Source organism: Curtobacterium sp. MCBD17_021, from assembly GCF_003234525.1.
In the GTDB taxonomy this organism is placed as follows: Bacteria; Actinomycetota; Actinomycetes; order Actinomycetales; family Microbacteriaceae; genus Curtobacterium.
In genome coordinates this window covers 48,408-64,860 of sequence record NZ_QKTS01000004.1, presented here as the reverse complement: position 1 = coordinate 64,860, position 16,453 = coordinate 48,408, and the positions used below count along the sequence as shown (strand labels likewise).

Here is a 16,453-nt window from a genome sequence, read left to right as displayed (position 1 = left end):
AACCGGCTCCGACAAACGCCCGCCCGGACGACTCAGCCGAGTGCGTCCAGAGCGAACGCGACCCCGGAGGCGGCTTCACTGGCGGCCCACAACCGCGCGGCTTCGGTCCGGTCGTGCGCCCGCGGTTCCGCCGGCACGACGGCAGGCCCACCCCGGAGCTGGAACCAGCCGTCCGGCCCCCAGTACTCACCCGACCGCACGTCGCCACCGACCACGGCGCGCACGAGCGGCACGGCCCCGGCGTCCTTGCCCTGGGCGATCCACCGCTGCCCGGGACGGACCCAGCCCGGCTCGGTCCGCGCGACGCTCACCTCTGGTCGGGCCGGCGTCAGCGAGTCGAGCGCGAGTCCGGGGTGCGCCACGACGCTCGACACCGGCGACCCGGCGTCGGCGAGACGCTGCGCGAGCTCGAACCCGAAGAGCATCACCGCGAGCTTGCTGCGCCCGTACTGGCGGTATCCGGAGTAGTGCCCGGCGGCGAGCGGATCGTGTCGGTCGAGGGTGACCCAGCGGTGCGAGATCGAGCCGAGGTGCACGACGCGACCTCCGGTCTCCTGCAGGAGCGGCAGCACCAGGGCCGTCCAGGCGAAGTGGCCCAGGTGGTTCGTCCCGACCTGCAACTCGTGCCCCTGCGCGGTTGAGCGGCGCTGGCGGGACCCGACCACTCCGGCGTTGTTGAGGACCGCGTCGACCGCTCCCCGTCGGGCCAGTTCGGCCGCGGCCGCCCGGACCGAGTCGAGGTCCGCGAGGTCGAGGTGCAGGTGGTCGAGCGTCGCCGCGGGTACCTGCTGCCGGATGCTGCGCTCCGCGGCGGCTGCCTTCTCGCGGTTCCGGGTGGCGAGGACGACCCGGTGGCCGGCCGCGGCGAGCTGCTCCGCCGCCTGGTACCCCAGCCCGGCGCTCGCACCCGTGACCACCACCGTCCGCTGCCGGTCGCCCGAGACGGCACCGTCTGCGGTGGACGGGCTCGACTCAGACGACATGTCCGGCGGACTCCATCTGCCGCAGCGCCTTCTTGAGGTCCTGCACCTCGTCCCGGAGCCGCGCCGCCAGTTCGAACTTGAGCTCGGCGGCAGCCTGCAGCATCTGGTCGTTGAGATCCGCGATCGTCGCTTCGAGCTGCGTCGCGCCTTCGCCCGCGATGCCCTCGCGACGGAGGGACGGCGTGGGCGCCCGTCGGCCGTCCCGCACGCCACCACCCCGACGCTCGAGGAGCTCACGGGTGTCGTCGCTCTCGCGGTTGAGGACCTCGGTGATGTCCGCGATCTTCTTGCGGAGCGGCTGCGGGTCGATGCCGTGCTCCAGGTTGTACGCGACCTGCTTCTCGCGACGGCGGTCGGTCTCCTCGATGGCCTGCTTCATGGAGTCGGTCATCTTGTCGGCGTACATGAGCACCTGGCCCGACACGTTGCGGGCGGCGCGACCGATGGTCTGGATGAGGGACGTCGACGACCGGAGGAAGCCCTCCTTGTCGGCGTCGAGGATCGCGACGAGCGAGACCTCCGGCAGGTCGAGGCCCTCACGCAGCAGGTTGATGCCGATGAGCACGTCGTACACACCCTGTCGCAGCTCGGTGAGGAGCTCGACGCGCTTGAGGGTGTCGACGTCGGAGTGCAGGTACCGCACCCGGACCCCGGCGTTGCCGAGGAAGTCGGTGAGCTCCTCGGCCATCCGCTTGGTGAGCGTGGTGACGAGTACGCGCTCGTCCTTGTCCACCCGCTGCGTGATCTCCTCGAGCAGGTCGTCGATCTGGCCGTCGCTCGGCTTGACGATGATCTCGGGGTCGACCAGGCCGGTCGGACGGATGATCTGCTCGACCACGCTGTCCGTGATGCCCAGCTCGTACTTGCCCGGGGTCGCCGACAAGAACACCTTCTGCCCGACGCGGTCGAGGAACTCCTCCCACTTCAGCGGTCGGTTGTCCATGGCGCTCGGCAGGCGGAACCCGTGCTCGACGAGCGTGCGCTTCCGGGAGGCGTCGCCCTCGTACATCGCGCCGATCTGCGGCACGGTGACGTGCGACTCGTCGATGACGATGAGGAAGTCGTCCGGGAAGTAGTCGATGAGGCAGTGCGGGGCCTCGCCCGGCCCACGGCCGTCCATGTGCCGCGAGTAGTTCTCGATGCCCGAGCAGAAGCCGATCTGCTCCATCATCTCGATGTCGAACGTCGTGCGCATCCGGAGCCGCTGGGCTTCGAGCAGCTTGCCCTGGCCCTCGAGCTCGGCGAGGCGTTCGGCCAGTTCCTCCTTGATCGATCCGATGGCCCGGTGCATGACGTCGGTGTCGGCGACGTAGTGCGACGCCGGGAAGATCGAGACGGCGGGCAGGTCGTCGATGACGTTGCCGGTCAGCGGGTGCAGGGACGAGAGCGCCTCGATCTCGTCGCCGAACATCTCGATGCGGATCGCGTGCTCTTCGTACATCGGGATGATCTCGAGCGTGTCTCCCCGCACCCGGAACGTCCCACGGGCGAAGTCGACGTCGTTGCGCTGGTACTGCATGCTGACGAACTTGCGGACGAGCTGGTCACGGGAGATCGTCTGACCGACGTGCAGCGCGACCGAGGCGTTCATGTACTGCTCCGGCGTGCCGAGACCGTAGATGCACGACACGGTCGAGACCACCACGGTGTCGCGACGGCTGAGCAGCGAGTTCGTCGTCGAGTGCCGGAGCCGCTCGACCTCGGCGTTGACGGACGAGTCCTTCTCGATGAAGGTGTCGGTCTGCGGGACGTACGCCTCGGGCTGGTAGTAGTCGTAGTACGACACGAAGTACTCGACGGCGTTGTTCGGCAGGAGACCGCGGAACTCGTTCGCGAGCTGAGCCGCCAGCGTCTTGTTGTGCGCGAGCACGAGGGTGGGCCGCTGCACCTGCTCGATGAGCCAGGCGGTGGTCGCCGACTTGCCGGTACCGGTCGCGCCGAGCAGCACGACGTCGGTCTCACCCGCGTTGATGCGCCCTGCCAGTTCGGCGATCGCGGCGGGCTGGTCGCCGCTCGGTGAGTACTCGCTGATGACCTCGAAGGGTCGGATGGCGCGCGTGGGCTCGATGGCAACTCCCATGCCTGCAACAGTAGGCGCGGCCCCTGACATCGGAGGGCTCTGCTCGCCCACGGCGTACTCTCCGCTGATAGCGGTCTCCGAGGATCCTGATCGGCAACGGTCGTAGCCTGCGGTCCGTTCAGCAACCCGACCGAAGAGACCCCATGACCACGGCCCCTGCCCCCGCCCCGGCACCGACCACGGGGACCCCGTTCCGCGGACGCATCCGCGGACGGGTCCTCCTGCTCCTGTGCTTCATGTACGCCATCTCGTACATCGACCGCACGAACATCTCCACCGCTCTCCCGCACATCACCGACGAGTTCGGTCTCTCCGAGACCGACGCCGGGTTCATCGTCGCGGCGTTCTCGCTGCCGTACGCGCTCCTCCAGGTGTTCGGCGGGACGATCAGCGAGAAGTTCGGCCCACGCCGGGCGCTCTTCGTGATCACGGTGGTCTGGGGCGTCGCGACGCTCTGGTCCGGCCTGGCGATCGGTTTCTGGACGCTGTTCGCCGCGCGGCTCCTGCTCGGGCTGAGCGAAGCCGCCGCGTTCCCGTCCGCCACCCAGGCGATGAGCCGCTGGATCCCGCGCGACCGGAACGGCTTCGCGCAGGGCGTCGTGCACTCCGCCGCCCGGCTCGGCAACGCGCTCGCGCCGCTCCTGGTGGCGTACTTCATCGCGATCAGCGGGTGGCGACTCGCGTTCTTCGCCACGGCCCTCCTGTCCGTGGTCTGGGGCGTCGTCTGGTTCGTCGCCTTCCGGGACCGGCCGGAGGACGCCAGGGGCATCACGAAGTCGGAACTGGCCGAACTGCCGCCCGTCGAGACACGCGCGACCCGGCCTCCGGTCCCCTGGCGGGCCCTCGCCCGGCAGATCCTGCCGGTCTCCTTCGTCGACTTCGGCTACGGGTGGACGCTCTGGGTCTTCCTCACCTGGATCCCGACCTTCCTCAGCGACGAGTACGACCTCGAGATCAGTGCGTTCGCCTGGTTCACGACCGCCGTGTTGCTCGCCGGCGTCGTCGGGGACACCGTCGGTGGCATGCTCAGCGACCGGATCATCCACCGCGGTGGCGACACCCGACACGCGCGGCGGGTGATCTTGGTCATCGGGCTCGGCGGGTCCCTGCTCTGCCTGCTGCCCCTGATCGTCGCCGGGCAGAGCCTCACCGTGGCCACGGTGTCGCTCGCGCTCTCGTTCTTCTTCCTCGAGCTGTGCAACGCCAACCTGTGGGCGATCCCGATGGACGTCGCTCCGCAGTGGTCGGGCACCGCGTCCGGCTTCATGAACACCGGCTTCGGCGTCGCCGGCGTGGTCTCCCCCATCGTCTTCGGCGCGCTCATCGAGGCCTCGGGCTGGCAGGTGCCGTTCGGGATCTCCTGCGTCCTGCTCGCGGCCGCCGCCGTCGTCGCGTGGGTGATGAAGCCGCAGCGTCTGACCATGACCGACGGCGTCCTCGAGATCGGCGTGCCCGCAGCGGAGCGCGACGCGGCCAGCTGATCGCCGCCGGGGCGTCACGCGATGCGACGACCGGCAGCCCCTCACCGCGAGCGGGAGGCAGGCCTCCTGGCCTGGAGGCCCCCACCACGTCGCGCGGACCGCCGCCGTCCGTCTGCCGGTCGGCCCGTCAGCCCTCCCGCTCGGCGGCCGTCAAGCCGTCGGCCGGACCGCTGCCACTCACGCTGACGCGCCACCCGACCGCCACCGGGCGCGTGACGGCCGGCCGGTGAGGGGCACGCTGAGCGGTGACCACCGGAACACCTCGGTCACCGCGACCGACAGCACGAGCACCAGCACGTACGTGACGAGCGTCAGCCACGGCTCGGGCACGACGCCCTCGAGCCAGCTGTCGCCGTACAGCAGGATCCAGATCATGAACGGGTGGCTGAGGAAGATCCCGAACGACCGGTCGGAGGCGTAGTCGACGATGCGGGCCACGACGCTGCCGGCACGACGTCGGTCAGCCCACGCGGCGCCGATCGTCAGGAAGCCGACGAAGACCGCCGCGCTCCACAGCACCTGGACGGGCTGGAGCGGAGTGCCCGCCGCGTAGAGGGACTGCCCGAGCCCGACCTGCACCCACCACACGCCGAGCGTGAGCGCACCGGTGCCGGCGAACGCCCAGAGGACGGCCCGACGGTGCTCACGGACGAAGCGGAGGAACGGGTCGGCGTGGTCGGCGGCCACCGCTCCCGCCACGATGAAGAAGACGTACGAGAAGAAGAACTGCTTCTGGTACCCGTGCAACCAGTCGATGGAGTCGGGCAGGTACTTGTAGCAGGCGAACACCGCGACCTGGACCAGGAACGCGAGCACGAGGAGCGTCACGTGGTGTCGGCGGGTCACCCGGACGAGCCACACGATCACGGGCAGGAGCAGGTACACCTGCATCGTCACGAGCAGGAAGTAGAGGTGGTACCAGGACGTCCCGGTGACGATCCCCTCGGCGTACGTCGTCTCGAGGGCCGGCACGTCGCCACGGGTCGTGCCGCTCAACAGCCACGCGGCGCCGACGTAGACGAACGACCACGCCAGGTACGGCACGCCGACGAGCAGGAACCGTCGGGGCCAGAACTGCGCCAGCGGTCGAGGGCGGAGCGACCAGCTGTAGACCAGGACGAACGCGGTCAACGAGAAGAACACCAGGCGCGTGAAGTGCAGCAGCCCGAGCAGGGCGTTGAGCGGGACGTCGTCGTCCGCGACGGTGTGGCTCGTCGTGTGCACGCCGATGACGCACGCGAAGGTCAGGATCCGGAGGACGTCGACCTCGTACAGGTGCCGCGGGCGCCCGGCGGCCGTGCGCGTCGGGGTCTGCACGCCGGTCCCGCTCGTGCCGGTCGCGCTCCCGTCGGGCGACGACGGGCTCGCACCCGGCGTGACGGCCACGGCGGCCGGGGTGGGTCGGGCGCTCACCGCGACTCGGTCATGGCTCGGACGCGGGCGCGCTGCACCTTGCCGGTCGGCGCACGCGGCAGGTCCGGCACGAGGGAGATCTCGGCCGGGCGGCGGAACCGGGTCAGGGCGGAAGCGGCCAGCGCGGTGAGGTCGGCGACGAGCTCGTCGGCGTCGACGTCGTCCTGTGCGATGACGTACGCCACGGGGACGGCACCGAGCACGTCGTCCGGTCGCCCCACGACGACGGCCTCGAGCACGCGGGGATCCCGCAGCAGGACGTCCTCGACCTCGGACGGGTACACCTTCTCGCCGCCGCGGTTGATGACGTCGTCGGACCGCCCGGCGAGCGACACCCACCCGTCCGCCGCGACGGACCCGAGGTCACCGGTCGCGAGCCACCCCTCGTCGTCGAACCGTTCGGCCGCGCGACCGCCCAGGTACGAGCGGACGATACCCGGTCCGCGCACCCAGAGCGCGCCGACCTCGCCGGCGGGCAGGACGCCGCCGTCCTCGCCGCGGACCTGGACCTCGGACCCGACGGGCAGCCCGACGGTGCCGGGGCGGGGCGGGGCGTCGAGCGGCGTCGCGGTGATCTGGCTGGCACCCTCGGTCATGCCCCAGCTCACCACGAGCGGGACGTCGCCGAGCGCGGCGCGCACCGGATCGGGCAGGGGTGCCGACGCGCTCCGGACGAAGCGCAGCGTCTCCGGGAACACCATCGGCCCGGTCTTCGCCAGGACCGCCAAGACCGCCGGCACGGCGTTGAGCCAGGTGATCCGGCGCTCCTCGAGCAGTTCCCAGAACCCGGTCCGACGGAACCGCCGGTCGAGCACGAGCGTCGCGCCGGCGACCAGGGTGGCGATGAGACCGACGACCTCGGCGTTGACGTGGAACAGCGGCAGGGAGTTGAAGCCCCGGTCGCGCTCGGTCAACCGGTTGTGCGCGGCGACGGCTCGAGCGACGGACAACAGTTGCGACTCCGGCAGTTCGACGCCCTTGGGCGTGCCCGTCGAGCCCGAGGTGAACAGGACGACCGAGCCCTGGCCCGGTGCGTCGGGTGCCGCATCCGGCACGTCGCCGTCGCGGACACCGACCGGGAGGAACGTGGCCGCGTCGATCCCGGCGGCCGGCGCCCCCGCGACGGTCGCGTCCTCGGCGCGGTCGGACACGACCATGGCCGCACCGCCGAGGAGCGCGGCGAGCCGCGCCGGTTCGGTCACCGGTTGGCCGGTGTCGACCGGGACGGCGCGACGCCCGGACGCGACGGCGGCCAGGTGGACGACGGCGAAGGCGAGCGGGTCGCCGACGTCGACGAGCACCCCGCCGGACGGCGGGACCCCGATCGCGTCGAAGGTCCGCGACCAGGAGGTCACGGCGTCGTGCAGCGCCCGGTACGTCAGGACGCGGTCGGAGCGGGCGTCCTCGAGGTAGGCACGGTCGCCGTGCTGCTCGGCGTGGAGGCGGATGAGTCCACCGAGCGCGGGCGGGACCCCGCCCCCGTCGTCGGGCGTCGCGGAGCCGCTCCCGTGGTCGGGCACGTCCGTGGTGGCGGAAGGGGTGGAGTCGCCGAGGTGCTGCACCACCCCATCGTATTTCCGCTGGCTATGACCGCGCGGAGGGAACGACCGGGGTGGGGAAGCGGTGCAACAGCCACTGCCACATGGGCAGCATCTGCGGGTCCCCGCGCACGTCGAGCGGGGTCGAGTCCTTGATGATGCGGGAGTGGGCGTGACGCGGGTCGTCGACGGGCAGGTCGGTCAGGATCGCGTGCGGGTCGGCTCCGGGCAGCGGAGGCGCGGTGTCGGTGCGCCACGGATCGGTCACGCTGCCGTCACCGGGGGTCCCGTCGAGGCCGAGGGCCGTCCACGAACCGGTGATGCGCGGCCGGTAGTGGTCCCGGACGTCGTCGATCGCGTACATCCGGTCTGCCGGTGTCTGGCCGGGGTGGTCCATCCAGGCCGCGTGCACCGGACCGACGGACTCGACCGGCGCCGAGAACATGAGGGCGCCGAGGACCGGGCGGATGTGCGCGATGTAGGCCGCCTCTCCCCCGCCCTGCGAGTGCCCGGCGACGACGATGTCCGACCACAGGACGTCCTCGTCGGCCTGCACGAAGCGCCCCCAACCACCGGCCGGGTCGACCTCGTCGAGGTGGGCCACGGCGTCGCGGAAGCGGGACACGATGGAGCCCGCGGGGCTGACGCTGCTGTACGCCGAACTCCGGGTGCCGTCGAACCGGTTCCGCTGGACCTGCCCGTAGCACCGGGCGTCGGCCTCGCACGTCGCCGACAGGGTCTTGCCGAGGTTCCAGTAGTCGAGTCCGAGCACGTGGTACCCGTCACCGAGCGCCGTCGTCAGGAACCGCTGGTAGTCGGCGGGCTTCGACCGGGTCGCCGGCAGGAACAGCAGGAGCGGACCGTCCGGCGAGGTCCGCGCGGCGAAGTCGTCCCGGTTCGGCGACAGTCGTTCGCCGTCGATCGCTCCGAGCCGGAACCGGTGGAACTGGCTGTGCGGTGCTTCCCCTGGCTGGAGCGTCCGGTGGGGCTGCCCGGGCCGTCCGCCCTCCGCGACCCGCTGCCCACCGAGCACGTTCGCCCCGACGAGCGATGCCAGCCCGATCGCGACGAGGACGAGCACCGCGACGACGACCAGGCGGTGGTGCGCCCTCATCGGACGAGTCGCGCCCAGACCTCGTCCGCCGAGCGGATGGTCTCGGCGAGGGACCGCGTGGCGTCGACCACGTGGTCGGCGAGGGCGAGACGATCGGCGTCCGTCGCCTGGGCCGCGACCCGGCGCTCGGCGTCCTCACGCGCCATGCCGCGGTGGTCGACGAGGCGCTGGACGCGGACCGCCGCCGGGGCGTCGACGACCACGACGGAGTCGAACCGCAGCGGCCGCGACCCCTGCGCCTCGGCCAGGAGCGGTACGTCGTAGACCACGACAGCGTCCGGGTCGGCGGACTCGGCGGCGTCGAAGCGCTCCTGTGCGAGCCGCCAGACTTCCGGGTGCGTGATCTGCTCGAGGTCCTTCCGCGCAGCCGGGTCAGCGAACACGACGGCACCGAGGGCCGGCCGGTCCAGCGAACCGTCGTCCGCGATCACGGCGTCGCCGAAGCGTGCCCGGACTGCAGCGAGGCCTGGGCTGCCCGGGGCCACGGCATCCCGGGCGAGCTGGTCGGCGTCGACCACCACCGCCCCGTGCTCCGCGAACCGCCTGGAGACCGTCGACTTGCCCGCGGCGATGCCGCCCGTGAGTCCGATGATGCGCACGACGACAGCGTGGCACGGACGTCTCCACGAACGCCGGAAGCCCGGCCCCGCTCGTCCCCTGCGGGACGATCAGGACCGGGCTGCCGGTCGTGCGACTCAGGCCGCTCGCGCGGGCTGACTCAGTTGCTGGAGCTGAGCTTCTCGCGGAGTGCCGCGAGGGACGCGTCGTCGGCGAGGGTGCCGGCGCCGGTCGTCTCGCTCGTGAACGAGGAGGCCGCGGCCGGGAGGTCGAAGCCACCCTGCGCCTCTTCGGTGAGCGACTTGGCGACCTGGGCCTTGTGGGCCTCCCAGCGGGCCTGGGCGGCGGCGTACTGACGCTCCCACTCCTCGCGCTGGGTGTCGTAGCCCTCGAGCCACTCGTTGGTCTCCGGGTCGAAGCCCTCGGGGTACTTGTAGTCACCCTTCTCGTCGTACTCGGTCGGCATGCCGTAGAGCGCCGGGTCGAACTCGGTGCTCTCCGGGTCGACGCCCTCGTTGGCCTGCTTGAGGCTGAGCGAGATACGGCGACGGTCGAGGTCGATGTCGATGATCTTGACGAACACCTCGTCGCCCACGGACACGACCTGCTCGGCGAGCTCGACGTGCTTGTTCGAGAGCTCCGAGATGTGCACGAGGCCCTCGATGCCGTCCGCGACGCGGACGAAGGCACCGAACGGCACGAGCTTCGTGACCTTGCCCGGCGCGATCTGACCGATCGCGTGGGTGCGGGCGAAGACCTGCCACGGGTCTTCCTGCGTGGCCTTGAGCGAGAGCGACACGCGCTCGCGGTCCAGGTCCACCTCGAGGATCTCGACGGTGACTTCCTGACCGACCTCGACGACCTCGCTGGCGTGCTCGATGTGCTTCCAGCTGAGCTCGGAGACGTGGACGAGGCCGTCGACGCCGCCGAGGTCGACGAACGCACCGAAGTTGACGATCGACGAGACGACGCCCTTGCGGACCTGGCCCTTGTGGAGGTTGTTGAGGAAGGTGGTGCGCGACTCGGACTGCGTCTGCTCGAGCAGGGCGCGACGCGAGAGGACCACGTTGTTGCGGTTCTTGTCGAGTTCGAGGATCTTCGCCTCGAGCTCCTGACCGAGGTACGGCGTCAGGTCGCGGACGCGGCGGAGCTCGATGAGCGAGGCCGGGAGGAAGCCGCGGAGGCCGATGTCGACGATCAGACCGCCCTTGACGACCTCGATGACCGTGCCGGTCACGACGCCGTCGGACTCCTTGATCTTCTCGACGTCGCCCCACGCACGCTCGTACTGTGCGCGCTTCTTCGACAGGATCAGGCGGCCTTCCTTGTCCTCCTTCTGGAGGACCAGGGCCTCGACCTCGTCACCGACGTTGACGACCTCGTTGGGGTCCACGTCGTGCTTGATCGAGAGCTCGCGCGAGGGGATGACGCCCTCGGTCTTGTAACCGACGTCGAGGAGGACCTCGTCGCGGTCGATCTTCACGACGGTGCCGGAGATGAGGTCTCCGTCGTTGAAGAACTTCAGGGTCTTCTCGACCTCGGCCAGGAAGTCATCAGCCGAGCCGATGTCGTTGATGGCGACCTGCTTGGGAGCCTTGGTCGTGGTGGTTGTCATGTAGAGATTGCTCCGAACGGACATGAGTCGGGCCGTGGCGGCGAGGGAGCGACCCCCGGTCCGCGAGCCGGTCCCGCAGGCGTTGCGGCCTGCCGGGCTCGGTGCGAGCCACCATGGCGATGTGTGTTGTTGGCGCGGATTGCGCCGCACAAGTCTATCCAGCGGGCCCGGTGCCCACAACCGGGCGTGTCGCCGTCAGCCGACGAGCGCACTCCGCAGGGTGTCGAGCCCCACGCCGCCGAGCGCCAGGGCCCGGTGATGGAAGGCCTTGAGGTCGAACGCCGCCCCCTCGCGGGCGGCCACCTCGTCGCGGATCGACTCCCAGACGCGCTGACCGACCTTGTACGACGGCGCCTGTCCCGGCCAGCCGAAGTACCGAGCGACCTCGAAGCGCACGAACGCCGGGTCCATGTTGACGTTCCGGCCCATGAAGTCGAGCGCGTACTCCCAGGTCCAGCCGCCGCCGTCCGGGTTGGTCTTCTGCAGGTGCACGCCGATGTCGAGCACCACGCGCGCCGCCCGCATCCGCTGCCCGTCGAGCATGCCCAGACGGTCGCCGTCGTCGTCGAGGAACCCGAGCTGCTCCATGAGGCGCTCGGCGTACAGGGCCCACCCCTCGACGTGTCCCGACGGACCGGCGAGCTGCCGGCGCCACGTGTTCAGCTCGCCGCGGTTGTAGACCGCCTGGCTGATCTGCAGGTGGTGCCCCGGGACGCCCTCGTGGTAGACGGTGGTCTTCTCGCGCCAGGTGCCGAACTCGGTGACGCCCTGCGGCACGGACCACCACATCCGGCCGGCTCGCGAGAAGTCGTCCGACGGGCCGGTGTAGTAGATTCCGCCCTCCTGCGTGGGGGCGATGCGACACTCCAGGCGCTTGATCGGGTCGGCGATGTCGAAGTACTCCCCGTCCATCGCACGGATCGACTCGTCGCTGGTCTCCTGCATCCATGCGCGCAGCGCGTCCGTGCCGTGGAGGACCCGCGCCGGGTCCGCGTCGAGCACCTCGATCGCCCGGGCGACACTCGCGCCCGACTCGATCCGGTCGGCGATGCGCTCCTGCTCGTCACGCATCCGGGCGAGTTCCTCGATGCCCCATTCGTAGGTCTCGTCGAGGTCCACGACGGCGCCGAGGAACCGACGGGAGTGCAGCGCGTAGTCGTCACGCCCGACCGCGTCGACCGGGGTCGAGAGCGGCAGGACGTCGTGCTGGAGGAAGCGTCCGAAGGACCGGTACGCGGCGGCGGCGACCTCGGCACCGCGGGCGAGCTCGGACCGCAGCTGCTCGGGCACCGGCGCACCGCCCTCGAGCACGGCGCCGTCGACCAGCTGCCGGAAGAAGCCGTCAGGCGCCCCGTTCCGGGCGGCCTGCTCCGCGATGAGCTCCACCTGGCGCTTCGCCGCGGTCACGCCCGCACGGGTGCCCTCGAGCAGGGTCTCGCGGTACCCCTCCAAGGCGTCCGGCAACGCCCGGAGTCGACCAGCGACGTCCTGCCAGTCGTCGGCCGTGGCGGTCGGCATGAGGTCGAACACCTCGCGCAGCGACTGCGCCGGACTCTGGATCACGTTGAGGTCACGCAGGTGCAGCTGCCGGTCGTACGACTCGACGACGAGGTCGAGTTCGGCGCCCAGGTCGGTCTTCGTCACCCGGTCCACGTCGTCCCGGGCGTCCGCGACGTCCAGTGCCCGCTTCGTCGTACGGGCTGCGTCAGCGAGGGCCGCGGCCCCGGCGGGTGAGGTGTCGCCGTACGAGTCGGTCCGGCCGGGCGCACCGATGTAGGTGGCGATGGTCGGGTCGAGGTCGACGAGTGTGGTCACCCACTGCTCGGCGACCTGGTCGACGGCGGACGGCTGGCGCACGGGACGGTCATCGCTCATGCTCCGACCCTACCGAGCACCGCGGCCGCGGTCAGTGCGCCGCGGCCTCCCAGTTCGCGCCCGTGCCCACCTGGACGTCGAGCGGGACGCTGAGATCGGCGGCCCCGCCCATCCGGGTGCGCAGGATCTCCTCGACGCGGTCCTGCTCGCCGGGCGCGACCTCGAGGATGAGTTCGTCGTGCACCTGCAGCAGCAGCCGCGAGCCGAGACCGCCGTCCCGCAGGTCGGCGTCGACGCCGAGCATCGCGATCTTCATGATGTCGGCGGCGGACCCCTGGATCGGCGCGTTGAGGGCGGCACGCTCGGCGTTCTCCCGCAGCACCCGGTTCGGGCTCTTCAGGTCGGGGAAGGGCCGACGACGACCGAAGATCGTCTCGGTGTAGCCGTCCTCGCGCGCCTGCTCGACGACGTTGCGGAGGTAGTCCCGCACCGCGCCGAAGCGGGCGAAGTACTCGGTCATCAGGGTGCGGGCTTCGCTCTGCTCGATGCGGAGCTGCTTGGACAGGCCGAACGCGCTGAGGCCGTACGCCAGGCCGTAGGACATCGCCTTGACCTTCGTGCGCATCTCGGGGCTGACGTCCGACGGCTCGACGCCGAACACGCGCGCGCCCACGAAGCGGTGCAGGTCCTCGCCCTCGTTGAACGCCTGGATGAGCCCCGGGTCACCGGACAGGTGCGCCATGATGCGCATCTCGATCTGCGAGTAGTCGGCCGTGAGGAGCGTCGTGTACGGCTCGGCGACCGCGAACGCGGACCGGATCCGACGCCCGACGGCCGTCTTCACCGGGATGTTCTGCAGGTTCGGGTCGGTCGAGGAGACCCGGCCCGTGCTCGTCCCGGTCTGCTCGTAGCGGGTGTGGATCCGGCCGTCGACGACCGCCGCGTCGAGCGTGTCGACGATCTGCCGCAGCTTGGTCGCGTCACGGTGCTGCAGCAGCAGGCCGAGGAACGGGTGCGGGTGCTGCTCCTGCAGGTCGGCCAGGCTGGCGGCATCGGTCGAGAACCCCGTCTTCGTCTTGCGGGTCTTCGGCATCGCGAGTTCGGTGAACAGCACCTCCTGCAGCTGCTTCGGGGATCCGAGGTTGACCTCGTGCCCGATCTCGGCGAACGCCTGCTGCGCGAGGTCCGCGGCACGCTCACCCAGTTCGTGCGACAGGCCGGTGAGGACGGGTCGGTCGATGCCGACCCCGGTCGTCTCCATCCGGGCGAGCACCGACGTCAGCGGCAACTCGATGTCGTCGAGCACCGTGAGCGAGCTCGGGTCGATCCGGGCACGGAGCGCCGTGGTGACACGGAGGACGTACCAGGCGTGCACGCCGACGTTGACCGGGTCCGTCTCCGGCACCAGCTGGTTCGGGTCGGCCGTCGGGAGCGTCTCACTGAGCTCCTGGTAGACGAGGTCGGCGAGGGGCTGGCCCTGTCTGCCCGGGTTCGCGAGCCAGCCGGTGATGCGGGCGTCTCCCGCGATGCCGGCGACCGTGAAACCCGCGGTCCCGAGCGCCTTCACCGCGGCCTTGGCGTCGTGGAAGTGCTTCGGCGCGTCCGAGGCGAACCAGGCCGAGAGCTGCTCGTAGTCCTGCATGCCGCTACCGCCGGGGACGAGCACGGCATCGTCGTGCGTGGCGATGCCGATCGCGCTGAGGCGACCGTCGATGAGTTCGACCGCCACGCCGTACCCGTTCTCGGCGTCGGCGGCGTTCTTCCGCTCGAGCCAGTAGCCGAGCTCCTCGTCGATCAGGGTCTTCACCGGTGGCGGGGTGGGGCCGGCGTCCTCGACGCTGCCCTCGGTCGTCGAGGGGTCGGTCGGCTCGCCGCTGCCCACCACCTTGAAGACGCGGTCGAGCAGCGTGCGGAACTGCAGGGTCGCGAACAGTTCACGCACCGCGGCTTCGTCGAGCGGGCGGAGGGCGACGTCGGCGGGGCCGACCGGCAGCTCGACGTCGGTGACCAGGCGGTTCAGCTTGCGGTTCCGGATCGCCCGGTCCTTCTGCTCGCGCAGGTTGTTGCCGACCACGCCCTTGATGTCGTCGGCGTGTTCGAGTACGCCGTCGAGCGAGCCGTACTGGGTGATCCACTTCACCGCGGTCTTCTCGCCGACCTTGTCGATGCCGATCAGGTTGTCACTGGTCTCGCCGACGAGCGCCGCGATGTCCGGGTACTGGTGCGGCTCGATGCCGTAGCGCTCGTAGACCTTGTCGCGGTCGTAGCGGGTCAGCTCGGAGACGCCGCGGACCGACGGGTAGAGCAGGGTGACGTCGTCGTTGACCAGCTGGATCGAGTCACGGTCGCCGGAGACGACGAAGACCTGGAAGCCCTGCTCGGCGCCCTGCTTCGACAGCGTCGCCAGGATGTCGTCCGCCTCGAAGTCCTCCTTCGTGACGGTGGTGATGCCCATCGCCTCGAGCGCCTGCTGCAGGAGCGGGATCTGTCCCTTGAACTCGGCCGGGGTCTCGGAGCGGGTGCCCTTGTAGTCCTCGTACTCGCGGGTGCGGAACGAGAAGCGGGAGATGTCGAACGCGACCGCCAGGTGCGTCGGCTTCTCGCGCTGCAGGAGCATGAGCAGCATCGAGATGAAGCCGTGGATGGCGTTCGTGTGCTGCCCCTCGCGGTTCACGAAGCTGTCGACCGGGAGCGCGTAGAAGGCCCGGAAGGCGAGCGAGTGGCCGTCGATGACCATGAGGGTAGGCTTTGCGGAGTCCGACACCCGGACAGCCTACCGACGGCCCCCGACAGGGTGCGGCCCGACCAGCCCGACGGGCGCAGGTCAGGTGGGCGGGACGACCACGCGGAAGGCCGGCGCGACGTGACCGACGACCACACCACCACGGCGGACGGCGTCACCGGCTCGCCGGAGGGCCTCGCCCGGTACGCCGAGCGCGGCATGGGCCAGCTCGCCGACAAGATGGGCATGGTCGTCACCGAGCTCTCGGCCGACCGTGCCGTCGCCTCCATCCCGGTGGAGGGCAACCGCCAGCCCGCCGGGCTGCTGCACGGCGGCGCCTACGTCGTCCTCGCCGAGAGCCTCGGGTCGATGGCCGCCAACATCCACGCCGGGCCGGGTCGGTACGCGGTCGGCATCGAGTTGAGCGCCTCGCACACCCGCAGCGCCACGAGCGGGCGGGTCACCGGGACGTGTACGGCGATCCACCTCGGCGGCACGCTCACGACGCACGAGATCGTCCTCACCGACGACGAGGGTCGCCGCTGCTCGACGGTGCGCATCACGAACATCATCCGCGACGCCCGCTGAGCCGCTCGTCGCCCCGTCGGGTCCGTGCGGCCCGGTGGCGGTCACGCCTCCGGCGGCCGCTGCAGCAGGAGCCGTGCGTCCCCGAAGCCGAGCCGCCGGTAGAGCGTCTCGCCGTCGACGCTCGAGTGCACCGACGTCCGCTCGACGCCGAGTCCGTCGGCGACGTCGAGCAGGGCCGTCACCAGCCGTCGCGCGACTCCCCCACCGCGGAGGTCCGGGTGCACGTAGACGGTCTGCACGTCGGCCGTCAGACGGCGCTGCGGCCGGTCGGGCGTCGGCGGCCGTTCGGTCAGGGCGAGCCAGGCCATCCCGAGCACGGTCCCGTCCTGCTCGGCGACGACGCACCAGTGCGTCCCGGGGTGCGCGGCGGCGAACGCGGACATCGCAGCGCGGTACTCCGCGGTCGTCGCCGCCGGTGTCGCTCCGCCCTCGTCGACGCTCCACCGCCATCGGAGGTCGGCCACCGCCGGCATGTCGGCCGGCCGGGAGGCCCGGATCACCACGTCGTCCATGCCCTCAGCCTGCCACGTGGTCGGGCGACGAGCA

Annotated in this window: 12 protein-coding genes; 2 read left to right on the top strand and 10 right to left on the bottom strand. The window is 70.9% G+C overall.

Going from position 1 to position 16,453, the window contains the following annotated elements; genetic code table 11:
- Positions 1 to 32: 32 nt before the first annotated feature.
- Both DEI83_RS05310 and uvrB read right to left on the bottom strand, forming a co-directional pair.
- Positions 33 to 983, bottom strand: coding sequence for an SDR family NAD(P)-dependent oxidoreductase (locus tag DEI83_RS05310; protein ID WP_111080749.1), 951 nt, complete (start codon positions 981 to 983; stop codon positions 33 to 35).
- Positions 973 to 3,063 (bottom strand): excinuclease ABC subunit UvrB, encoded by a 2,091-nt coding sequence (uvrB, locus tag DEI83_RS05305; RefSeq protein ID WP_181431077.1) that lies wholly within the window; start codon positions 3,061 to 3,063, stop codon positions 973 to 975. Before uvrB ends, DEI83_RS05310 begins: the two co-directional genes overlap by 11 nt.
- Before the next feature lie 143 nt (positions 3,064 to 3,206).
- On the opposite strand from uvrB, the gene DEI83_RS05300 reads away from it, so the two are divergent.
- Entirely contained in the window at positions 3,207 to 4,544 is a 1,338-nt protein-coding gene (locus tag DEI83_RS05300) for an MFS transporter (RefSeq protein ID WP_111080748.1), read from the top strand.
- Positions 4,545 to 4,721: 177 nt separating this feature from the next.
- On the opposite strand, the gene DEI83_RS05295 is transcribed toward DEI83_RS05300, so the two are convergent.
- The 7 genes from DEI83_RS05295 to polA form a co-directional block, all read right to left on the bottom strand.
- Complete coding sequence (locus DEI83_RS05295) at positions 4,722 to 5,957, bottom strand: acyltransferase (RefSeq protein WP_111080747.1); 1,236 nt, start codon at positions 5,955 to 5,957, stop codon at positions 4,722 to 4,724.
- Positions 5,954 to 7,519 carry a class I adenylate-forming enzyme family protein gene (locus tag DEI83_RS05290; protein WP_181431076.1) on the bottom strand — a complete coding sequence of 522 codons (1,566 nt, stop codon included), beginning with the start codon at positions 7,517 to 7,519 and terminating at the stop codon, positions 5,954 to 5,956. Before DEI83_RS05290 ends, DEI83_RS05295 begins: the two co-directional genes overlap by 4 nt.
- A gap of 22 nt (positions 7,520 to 7,541) precedes the next feature.
- The gene (locus tag DEI83_RS05285; protein WP_111080745.1) at positions 7,542 to 8,609 is read right to left on the bottom strand and encodes a hypothetical protein; all 1,068 of its coding nucleotides are present in this window, start codon (positions 8,607 to 8,609) and stop codon (positions 7,542 to 7,544) included.
- Complete coding sequence (gene coaE / locus DEI83_RS05280; protein WP_111080744.1) at positions 8,606 to 9,208, bottom strand: dephospho-CoA kinase; 603 nt, start codon at positions 9,206 to 9,208, stop codon at positions 8,606 to 8,608. The genes DEI83_RS05285 and coaE overlap by 4 nt, the downstream gene beginning before the upstream one ends.
- A gap of 119 nt (positions 9,209 to 9,327) precedes the next feature.
- On the bottom strand, positions 9,328 to 10,782 hold the full coding sequence (gene rpsA, locus DEI83_RS05275) for a 30S ribosomal protein S1 (RefSeq protein ID WP_111080743.1): 1,455 nt from the start codon (positions 10,780 to 10,782) through the stop codon (positions 9,328 to 9,330).
- A gap of 195 nt (positions 10,783 to 10,977) precedes the next feature.
- Positions 10,978 to 12,657: a DUF885 domain-containing protein gene (locus DEI83_RS05270; protein WP_111080742.1), complete on the bottom strand. Its 1,680-nt coding sequence runs from the start codon at positions 12,655 to 12,657 to the stop codon at positions 10,978 to 10,980.
- A gap of 31 nt (positions 12,658 to 12,688) precedes the next feature.
- Positions 12,689 to 15,361: a DNA polymerase I gene (gene polA / locus DEI83_RS05265; RefSeq protein WP_111080741.1), complete on the bottom strand. Its 2,673-nt coding sequence runs from the start codon at positions 15,359 to 15,361 to the stop codon at positions 12,689 to 12,691.
- A 177-nt stretch (positions 15,362 to 15,538) separates the two neighbouring features.
- Between polA and DEI83_RS05260 the strand changes: the two genes are divergently transcribed.
- Complete coding sequence (locus DEI83_RS05260; protein ID WP_111080876.1) at positions 15,539 to 15,907, top strand: PaaI family thioesterase; 369 nt, start codon at positions 15,539 to 15,541, stop codon at positions 15,905 to 15,907.
- A 41-nt stretch (positions 15,908 to 15,948) separates the two neighbouring features.
- On the opposite strand, the gene DEI83_RS05255 is transcribed toward DEI83_RS05260, so the two are convergent.
- Positions 15,949 to 16,419 carry a GNAT family N-acetyltransferase gene (locus tag DEI83_RS05255; protein WP_111080740.1) on the bottom strand — a complete coding sequence of 157 codons (471 nt, stop codon included), beginning with the start codon at positions 16,417 to 16,419 and terminating at the stop codon, positions 15,949 to 15,951.
- Positions 16,420 to 16,453 lie beyond the last annotated feature (34 nt).